Origin of the sequence: Candidatus Binatus sp., assembly GCF_030646925.1 — a bacterium.
Taxonomy (GTDB): domain Bacteria; phylum Desulfobacterota; class Binatia; order Binatales; family Binataceae; genus Binatus.
Window position 1 is genome coordinate 1 of the sequence record NZ_JAUSKL010000081.1, and the last position, 5607, is coordinate 5607.

General features: G+C 58.5%; 2 protein-coding genes and 1 pseudogene. 2 read left to right on the plus strand and 1 reads right to left on the minus strand.

Features of this window, described 5'->3' with window-relative positions; translation table 11 throughout:
- Nucleotides 1-445: 445 nt before the first annotated feature.
- Nucleotides 446-1204 (minus strand): HNH endonuclease, encoded by a 759-nt coding sequence (locus Q7S58_RS14210; RefSeq protein ID WP_304826892.1) that lies wholly within the window; start codon nucleotides 1202-1204, stop codon nucleotides 446-448.
- A gap of 440 nt (nucleotides 1205-1644) precedes the next feature.
- On the opposite strand from Q7S58_RS14210, the gene Q7S58_RS14215 reads away from it, so the two are divergent.
- Complete coding sequence (locus Q7S58_RS14215) at nucleotides 1645-4905, plus strand: DUF3883 domain-containing protein (RefSeq protein WP_304826894.1); 3261 nt, start codon at nucleotides 1645-1647, stop codon at nucleotides 4903-4905.
- A 320-nt stretch (nucleotides 4906-5225) separates the two neighbouring features.
- Nucleotides 5226-5607: pseudogene (locus Q7S58_RS14220) on the plus strand (transposase); the annotation flags it as partial.

A 5607-nucleotide genomic window follows, 5' to 3' on the forward strand; every position in this document is an offset into this window, starting at 1 on the left:
ACGCTCCGCCGCGCATGGGACGTCGTCGGACTATTCTCAGTGTTCTTCCTCTCAATCCTGCCATCGACCGAGGGTTTTCAACGAATTTCAGCCTTCGGTATCTATAACCACGAATGCACCTTTTTGCTGCGTCGAGCGTTAATCGCATCGCTCTGCTGGTACTACGGGATAGGTCATTCTTTGCTGCGAACGGGATTGGAAGCGCTCCACAGTTGTGAGCCCGACGCGACACACTGCGACACACGGCGACCAATAACGCCTCGGCCGCCGAACTTTCGGATCACTTTCGGATCGCTGCTGCAATTCTCCGATCCGAAAGTCCTGATTCTCTAACGAAATGAAGCAATTTTTCGCCACCCGCTTTCAACCCGCTCGCGACCGCGCCAAAACTTTCGGATCACTTTCGGATCGCCTCCGATTCGAAAGTTTCAGATCCGGTCTTCCGCTAGGATTTGGCGGTTTTCGGATCAGTTTTGATGATCTCTGGGTCCGTTGACCTGCGAATATCGAGTATAGCGACCGGCCAATCGGAAGGAGCACCTATGCCGCCTTCCAAGCGACGTTTTTCGCGCCCGCCGAAGACCCAAAAGCCGGCACCTTCCAACTCCGCTATCAATTCACTGAAGTGAAAGGCAACTTGCACGCGATCTCCTGCCTCGAAATCGCTCAGGAGATCGCCCAGGTCTTGGGCCTCTTGAAGGAAGTGCGCCAGAAGTTGAGTCTCTTGCGGCGTTTTCGGTTCAGGATGATCGAACTGGAATGCGAGTGAACCGTCAACTATCCCAATGACTTCTCGGCCAGTGTTGATACGGACCATGTGCTGCGGAATATTTTCTTTCACCCGCCGGATCTTGACGGCAGGTGGCCACTTTTGTTCGGTAAGCGCGGTGCGTACCCAAGCCTCGTGGTTGGTTTTGAGCTTCCTCAGTATCTCGATGTTGTAGGTCTCCGATTGGTCATCGACCATTTTGTGATGCACTGCGCATAGAAGGACAAGGTTTCCAACCTCATCAATCTTATCTGGCGGATAGGTCGGATCATGACGCGGGCCCTCCGTCTTTCCCGAAATAATGTGGCACTCCTGGCCGACGATCGCTTGCGCATCCTTCGGAGTGGAGCTGATCACCAATTCGAGCCTGCACACAGCGCAACGGGTGCCTGAGGCGCCCCAGAGAATTTTCCGCGTTTTATCACTGATAGGCACAGATCTAGTTTTTTTCTAACGGTCTGCGGAGTTTGCGGCCGGATGCCACTCCCTGTCAATTGACAGAAACGCCGGATCGCCACGGGCACGAGAAACTCGCGGATGCTGCTTACGCGGAATATTATCAACCAAAAGTTTTGAGGAATGGTTAAGCGCTTGAAGACGCGGCTCTATTGGGGCGTCTTGGCGAGGACGAAAGGCAAAACTTGAGGTCGTCGGGAAGCCTCCTGGACTCAATCCCGGGCTCGAACCTCGCGTTTGCAAGCCGGCTGGTGTCGGTGCGAGTGTGAACCAGGATTCAAAATAGAGATTCCGGCGCAAAGGTGCGCAAAATCCTTCAACGCGTCCTCCGCTCCGAGGTAGCATCCGTAACGTAAGCATATTTACAAGATGATACAAAAGATCGGGCGGGCCAGCTTGACCAAGGAGGCACGGGGCTGATGGCATCCAACTATGCGTCCATTCGCGCGGACAACGAGCACGAATATGGCGCGGGTATCGATAGGTGGGGCCCAGGGGTGCTGGCAGATCGCTACGCGGATCGCACCCATTTCATTTTCGAGCTACTGCAAAATGCGGAGGACTCGCTGGCTCGTCGGCCCGCCGAATGGCGAGGACCGCGCGCAGTGACCCTCAGCCTGTCAGGCGCCGAGCTTCGTGTTGCTCATTGCGGCCAGCCTTTCGACGCGAGGGACGTTCGTAACATCTGCGGCATCGCAGAGAGCGGAAAAGGCCTGACCGATATTGGCCGCTTCGGCATCGGATTTAAATCTGTATACGCCGTGACGGACCGCCCCGAGGTTCATTCCGGCGCGGAAGATTTCGCGATCGAGAGCTTCGTTTGGCCCACGCTCGCGCCGCAGATTGGGCACCGACCCGATGAGACGACTTTCATCCTCCCGCTTCGGAGCAAGGATGCCACAGTTCACTCCGAGATTGCCCAAGGTCTGGAGCGGCTGGGTCAACGCACATTGCTCTTCCTGCGCCAGATTGAGGAGATCACTTGGAGTGTGCAGGGCGGTCGCTCGGGTCAGTATCTGCGCGGCAAGCCGGAACAGGTCGGCGAGAATGTTCGCAGGGTAGTTATCATCGGTGAGGAGCAGAGCAAGCCTGATGTGGAGGAAACCTGGTTGGTTTTCTCGCGCGAGGCGAAGACTGACGATGGGAGAATCGCTGGCCACGTGGAGATAGCGTTTTCGGTCACGCAGGTCGGCGAGCGTGGTCAGTGGCGGATCCAACCAATCAACGATTCTCCACTCGTTGTCTTCTTCCCAACCGTCCTGCCGACGCACCTAGGTTTTCTCGTGCAGGGCCCCTACCGCACGACGCCAAGTCGCGACAACGTCCCTGGCCAAGATTCTTGGAACCAGCATCTTTTCCGGGAGGCTGCATCTCTCTTGGTGTACGCGCTTTGTTGGCTGCGAGACCAGGATCTCCTTGACGCCGCCGCGCTTCGAATTCTGCCGCTCGCCCGCGCCAAGTTCCCCGAGGGCAGCATGTTTGCGCCGCTCTTCGAGGCAGTTCGTAAAGCACTGGCAACCGAGCTACTATTACCCCGTTTCGACGGCGGCTACATACCCGCCGCCAAGGCGAAGCTCGCGCGCACGCAGGAGCTACGCGAACTCTTTGGTCCGAACCAGCTCGGACGCCTGTTCGGTGCCGAGAAAGAAATTGCCTGGCTCAGCGGCGATATCACGCAGGCCCGTACACCCGAACTGCATGACTACCTCACGAGCGAACTCGGCATCGCCGAGGTCACGCCGGAGACGATCCTGCCGAAACTCGACAAGGCATTTCTCGAAGACCAGCCCGACGAATGGATTCTCAAGCTGTACCAGTTTCTAAACGGGCAGCCTTCCCTACGACGCCGTGTAGGCGACATCCCGATCGTTCGACTGGCGGACCGCCGGCATGTGACCGCACGCACCAACGGACAACCGCAGGCCTTTCTGCCAGGCGCGAGCGAAACCGGCTTTCCGACTGTGCACCATGCTGTGTGCGCCACAGACGAAGCCCGCGAGTTCCTTCTGTCGCTCGGGCTGACCGAACCCGATCTTGTGGACGATGTCGTCTGGAACGTCCTGCCCAAGTACCACGCCAACGGCCTAGACGGCGGTACCACCGACTACAAAGCGGATATCCGCCGCATTCTGGCGGCATTCACCACAGACTCGAAGGCCCAACGCGAGAAGCTGCGTGATGCGCTGCGTGAAACCGCCTTCGTCAGAGCAGTGGATGCAGGCGATGGACCTAAACAGATGGCAAAACCGGGCGATGTGTACCTCGCCACAGAGCGCCTCAAGGAGCTCTTTGCGGGAGTGGCTGGTGTCCTCCTCGTGGATGACGCCCAAGAGTGCCTACGCGGCGAGGAGGTCCGCGATCTCTTGGAGGCATGCGGTGCAACGCGACACCCGCAACCAGTCTCGGTCGCGGCGCAGTTCACGTGGCAGGAGTGCCAAGAGATGCGCCGCCAGGGTGGCTGCCAGGATTGCACCTACCAATATCCGATCGAGGATTTCACGCTCCGCGGGCTCGACCAACTGCTCATGGTCCTGCCCGCTATGGGCTCTGAGCAGATCAATAGGAAGGCCACTTTGCTCTGGGAGGCGTTGCAAGATGTTGAGGATAGACGTGGGACGGGCGCTTTCTCAGGTAGTTATAAGTGGTTCTACCATCATCAGCGAAATTACGCTTTCGACGCCGCCTTCGTGCGGCAACTGAACCAGACCGCTTGGGTGCCGGCTCCCAGCGGCGAATTACAGCGGCCGGAATTGGTCGTTTTCGGTAGCCTCGGTTGGAAACCGAACCCGTTCATCGAGTCGAAGATACGCTTCAAGCCTCCCGTAATCGATACTCTTGCTAAGGAAGCAGGCATCGAGCCGGGCGTGCTCGATCTCCTGAAAAAACTCGGCGTCACCACCGAGGCAGAACTGCGATCCCGCCTTCAAGTCTATGATCAGCCTGAGACGCAGAGCGCCGAAGGACCCAGCAACGTCGAACCAGCCATTGATAAACCTCTTGGTAAAACGCTTGAGCCGGCGTCATCAGTTCCTGATCCGTCAAGTCCCGAGCTGCACGGTGCTAGCGTCGGAATGGAAAGCGGCGACGGGCGAGAAAGCGCTGGTAGTGAGGCGAGAGACGGTCTCGGCAGGGAGACGCGCGCCGATGCCCACTCGAGTGGGCCTACGTCGGGCGGTCGCAGCGATTCGCCCAAGCACACGTCCGAAAGCGCGGGAGGTCGGACATTCATTTCCTACGTCGGCGTGCGCCCGGAAGAGGAAGATCCGGATCCCGAGGGGCTGGATCACCAAGCCCGGATGGCGCTGGAGGAAAAGGCGATCGCGTTCATCCTCTCGAGTGAGCCTCGGTTGCAACGGACGCCGCCTTTCAACGAGGGATACGACCTATTCGAATATGGTGACGACGGCGAGCGTGCTCGATGGATCGAAGTAAAGGCAATGAGCAGCAGCCTGCACGACCATCCCGTTGGGCTTTCGCGCCCCCAGTTCGAGTGTGCCCGCGAGCACGGAGAGGCGTACTGGCTTTATGTTGTCGAGCACGCAGGCGATGAGGGCAGTCGGCGCATCGTGCGTATCCAAGATCCGGCGGGCAAGGCGCGAACCTTCACTTTTGACCACGGCTGGCTCGATGTTGCCAACGTATATGGCGCGACTGAATCAGATGCTGAGCAAAAACATTAAGTTCAATTCACTATATACATCGTCTGAACGAGATCTCAGTATGGAAGCCGCGCGTCAACCCACCAAGAGAACGAAGTATGCAAGACCATGTGTTTTTCGACTTCCGTCCAGGAGTCACTTGGCTGTACCCGATTTGGAACGCGCTTAATGCAACTACCAGCAAGACTCTACGAGAGGCGCGCTCTAAGTGTGATTTGACCGCGCTTGGCGATCATGCCATCGCGGTCGCCACGAAGCTCGCGATTCTCCAAAGAGTCGTCGGTAGGTTCAACCCGGATTACGAGAAGCTTCTCAAACTGGTGGCCGACGACGCCGAGCGGGTGCGCAGCGAGCGGATGTTGTGCGAGCAGCTGGACTACAACCTGTTGTTCCGCTGGTTCCTGGACCTGAACTGGGACGAGCCGGGCTTCGACCACTCGACCTTTAGCCGCAATCGGGCGCGCTTGCTGGAGCACGACGTAGCGGGCGAGTTTTTCCGCACCGTGGTGGCGGCGGCGCGCGAGCTGAAGCTGACCAGCGACGAGCACTATACGGTGGATGGCACGCTGATCGAGTCGTGGGCGTCGCTCAAGAGCTTTCGTCCCAAAGGCGAGCAGCCAGGCGATCGGACGCCGCCCGATGATCCGGGCAATCCGAGCGTGGACTTCCACGGCGAGCGGCGCCACAACGCGACCCACCAGTCGACGACTGATCCCGCAGCGA

Bases quoted from the DNA above. Each gene is read 5' to 3' on its own strand.
- Q7S58_RS14215 (WP_304826894.1), top strand. From the start codon at position 1,645: ATGGCATCCAACTATGCGTCCATTCGCGCGGACAACGAGCACGAATAT.